Here is a 4,106-nt window from a genome sequence, read left to right on the forward strand (position 1 = left end):
TATAATCCTGAACAAAGACAATCGCCGAAGGCGATCCCCTCCGCATTATTTATGCGCTGTTGCCAATACCACCTTGGCCCCCATTTCCCTGGCCACTTCCATCACATTCACCACATCTTCTACGGGAACTGATTTTTCAGCATTGATAACAATCGTAGGTTCTATCTTTTCATTACCGATAGATGGAGCCAGCGCCTGTTTCAGGTGATCAAACGGCACTTTGTTGGTACCCACAAAAAACTCACGTTTCTCATTAATACTCACTACTACCGTTTGCTTGGATTTGGTATTGCTCTTGGCTTTGGGCAACAACAGCTTAATAACATTTGGATTAGCCAGTGTGGAAACAATCAGGAAGAACAACAGCAGAATGAACAAAATGTCATTCAGTGCAGAGTTGTGCATTTCCACCTGTCTCTTATTTCGCCTGCGTAAATTCATGACACGTTGTTTTAGCGGGTTGGTTCCTGCAAAATATCGATGAATTCAGCGGATGCGCCTTCCATCTTGTTTACTACCTTATCAATCTGTGCATTCAGGTAGCTGTAGCCAATGAAGGCCACAATACCGATAATTAACCCGGATGCAGAGGTGATCATCTTAACATAGATACCACCGGCAATGGTGCCCAATGTAATATCCGATGTAATAGAGATGTTGAAAAAGGTTTGGATCATACCCGCAATCGTACCCAGAAACCCGAACATTGGTGCTATACCTGCAATAATAGACAGGATCACCAGGTTCTTTTCCATCCGGTAGATTTCCAGCTTACCCACATTTTCCATGGATTTTTCAATATTCTCAATAGGCTTGCCTATACGCTGTATCCCCTTTTCAATCATACGTGCAATAGGACCAGCGGTATTCTTGGCCAGTGAACGCGCAGACTGCATATTGCCTGTCGTGATCTGATCACGGATCATTGGCATAAAGTTATCAGGCAGTTTCCCGGCTTTTGCAATGGTGATAGCCCTTTCCACAAATACATATACAGCTACCAGTGACAGGATGCCTAATGGAATCATCAGGACACCGCCTTTCATCAGCATGTCTATCAGGTGGATCTGCGGTGTAGCCTCAGCGGTAGCGGAGATACCCTGTGCCACTGTATCTGCCTTAGGACGTAATAAAGAATCCTGTAATAATGTAATAAAACCTAACAACATGAACTATAGTTTAACGGGTGCATAAGTAGATCACTACTATAAACGGTTAAAGTAAGAAAATATTTGCGAATGTTTTTCGCATAATTTACGCCTTCTCCTCCCAAACCTGTGCCAGATATACAATTGTTTGCACCGCTTTTCGCATATCCTGTATGCTCACATATTCATGTTTACTGTGTAAGGCCATCTCCCCGGTAAAAATATTCGGGCAGGGTAATCCCATAAAAGAAAGACGGGAACCATCTGTACCACCGCGGATACTCATTCTCAGCGGCTGCACACCCGCACGGCGTATAGCTTCTGCGGCATGGGCAGTTACTTCCGGATGATGTACCAGCACTTCTTTCATATTACGATATTGCTCCGTTACTTTCAAAGTGGCTTTGGCACCATGGTATTTATCCAGCACTTTTTCCATAATACGGCGCAGGTAAGTTTCATGCGCTTCCAGGTGATCGGTTTCAAAATCGCGGATAATAAAATCTATTTCCGTTTTTTCTACTGTACCCTGTATACGAACCGGGTGAATAAACCCTTCACGGTCATCGGTCGTTTCAGGAGAAAGGCTGTCTTTCGGTAACGCATCTACGATTTCACCGGCTATTTTAATGGCGCTGATCAGCTTATCCTTCGCAGCACCAGGGTGTGCACTCACGCCATATACTGTAATTTTGGCGCCATCAGCAGAAAAATTCTCATCTTCCAGAGAACCCAATTCACCGCCATCCATGGTATAACCAAAATCTGCGGCCAGCTTTTTCATATCCACTTTTTCCACACCACGACCCACTTCTTCATCCGGGGTAAACAGGATACGGACAGCACCATGCTTTACTTCCGGGTGAGTCATCAGGTAATTGGCGGCATCCATAATCTCCGCTACACCAGCTTTATCATCCGCGCCCAGCAAGGTTGTTCCGCTGGCCGTAATAATATCATCCCCTTTTTTGCTGGCCAGATAAGGATGCTCTTTGGCCAGGATCACCACCGTTTCATCATCCGGTAAAGCAATGTCACCACCATCATACTGATGATGCACAATAGGCTTTACCCCTGTACCACTACTGTCTGAAGAAGTATCTACGTGAGAACAAAAACAAATCACCGGCACTTTTTTATCGGTGTTGGCCGGGATGGTAGCATAAACATAGCCATGCTCGTCCAGCTCTGCGTCTGTAATGCCCATTTCCTGCAATTCCTTTACCAACAGGCGGGACAGATCCTTCTGCTTTTCCGTTGTAGGGAAACTGCTGCTCATCGGATCTGATTGCGTATCTATTTGCACGTAACGCATGAAGCGTTTGTCAACCGTGTAGGAGTAATTTGTAAACATATTGCAAACCTAAGGAAAATCACCTATACACCCCTGCCGTAGATTATTCTGTTTTACCACCTCTCACAATATGTCAAAAAGTAATTTATTCTATTTTTTACATATTTTTTAAGACAAAAAACTAAATTTTATATAGATGATCGAACAAATGACCAATAATTATAGGTTTGTACAGAATAAAATACATCCTATATATGCTTACCAACATTCCAGGCTACCCTAGAATAGGCAGCCAGCGGGAACTGAAAAAAGCCTGCGAAAACTATTGGGCCGGAAAAATTTCACTGGAAAGACTGGAACTAACGGCAAGGCAGCTACGAAAAGAAAACTGGACCCTGCTGCAGGAAGCCGGTATTGACCTGATACCATCCAACGACTTCTCCTATTACGACCAGGTATTGGATATGTGCGTAACACTGGGCGTAATACCTTCCCGTTTCCAGGCATTGCGACAAACATTTGCCAACCCCAACTGTCCGGAGCTGTATTTCGCCATGACAAGGGGTTACCAGAAAAACAACTTCGATATCACCGCCCTGGAAATGACCAAATGGTTTGATACCAATTACCATTACCTGGTACCTGAATTTGAAGCCAGTCAACAATATGCACTGCATCAGCCCAAGTGCGTACAGGAATTCAAAGAAGCACTGAGTCTGGGTATTACCACCAAACCCGTACTGATCGGACCTGTTACCTTTATTTTAAGCGGTAAAATAAAAGATACCGGCCTTGGCTATACGCAGTTACTGGAAAAATTGTTGCCGGTATACATTCAGCTCCTCACGGCATTGCAACAGGCAGGCGCGGAATGGATACAACTCGATGAGCCCTCGCTGGTAACAGACCTGGAACCCGCTGTCAGAGAGCTTTATCATACCGCCTATGCCGCCATCAGACAGGCAGTGCCTGCTGCTAAAATATTACTGACTACTTATTTCGGCGGACTGGAAGACAATACAGCACTGGCTTTGCAGCTGCCGGTACAAGCCCTGCATATCGACCTGGTGCGGGCGCCCGAACAACTGGATGCGGTATTAGCAGCATTGCCGGAAGATAAACTGCTGTCGCTCGGTGTGGTAGATGGTCGCAATATCTGGAAAAATGATTACGCCGTGTCACTGGATCTTATCAACAAAGCGATCGCACAAATTGGTGAAGACCGTCTCCTGTTGGGAACTTCCTGCTCATTGCTCCATGTGCCGTATGACCTCGAAAACGAAACAGCACTGAACCCGGAAATAAAACAATGGATGGCTTTTGCCAAACAAAAAGTCGCCGAAGTAATAGCGCTGAAACAAATTGCGGCCGGTGATGACACCTTACTGGCGGCCAATGAAGAAGCGATGAACAGCCGCAAAACGTCCGGCCGTATACATATTCCGGCTGTAAAAGACAGGCTGAAAGAGATCACTACCGCCGACACCCAGCGTCATAGCATCTTCCCACACCGGCAGGTATTACAGCAGTCCGTATTACAGCTGCCGTTGTTTCCTACCACCACTATCGGCTCTTTTCCGCAAACCACGGAAATAAGACAGCTGCGCGCAGACCTGAAAAAAGGCATTATTTCCCAGGAAACATATAACGCAGATATCCGCAAT

The 4,106-nt window shown here is 45.5% G+C and carries 4 protein-coding genes; 1 reads left to right on the forward strand and 3 read right to left on the reverse strand.

The annotated features are described in order from the left end of the window. Positions 1-45: 45 nt before the first annotated feature. The 3 genes from VIP81_RS11165 to pepT form a co-directional block, all read right to left on the reverse strand. Positions 46-441, reverse strand: a complete 396-nt coding sequence (locus VIP81_RS11165) for an ExbD/TolR family protein (RefSeq protein ID WP_133810104.1) — start codon at positions 439-441, stop codon at positions 46-48. Positions 442-452: 11 nt separating this feature from the next. After that, positions 453-1,169, reverse strand: a complete 717-nt coding sequence (locus VIP81_RS11170; RefSeq protein WP_331959961.1) for a MotA/TolQ/ExbB proton channel family protein — start codon at positions 1,167-1,169, stop codon at positions 453-455. Between the two features lie 85 nt (positions 1,170-1,254). Next, complete coding sequence (gene pepT / locus VIP81_RS11175; RefSeq protein ID WP_331959964.1) at positions 1,255-2,502, reverse strand: peptidase T; 1,248 nt, start codon at positions 2,500-2,502, stop codon at positions 1,255-1,257. 194 nt (positions 2,503-2,696) lie between these two features. Between pepT and metE the strand changes: the two genes are divergently transcribed. Further along, positions 2,697-4,106 (forward strand): 5-methyltetrahydropteroyltriglutamate--homocysteine S-methyltransferase (gene metE / locus VIP81_RS11180; protein ID WP_331959967.1); only part of this gene is annotated, 1,410 nt, incomplete at its 3' end.

The sequence above is a fragment of the Chitinophaga sp. genome (genome assembly GCF_036566945.1).
In the GTDB taxonomy this organism is placed as follows: Bacteria; Bacteroidota; Bacteroidia; order Chitinophagales; family Chitinophagaceae; genus Chitinophaga.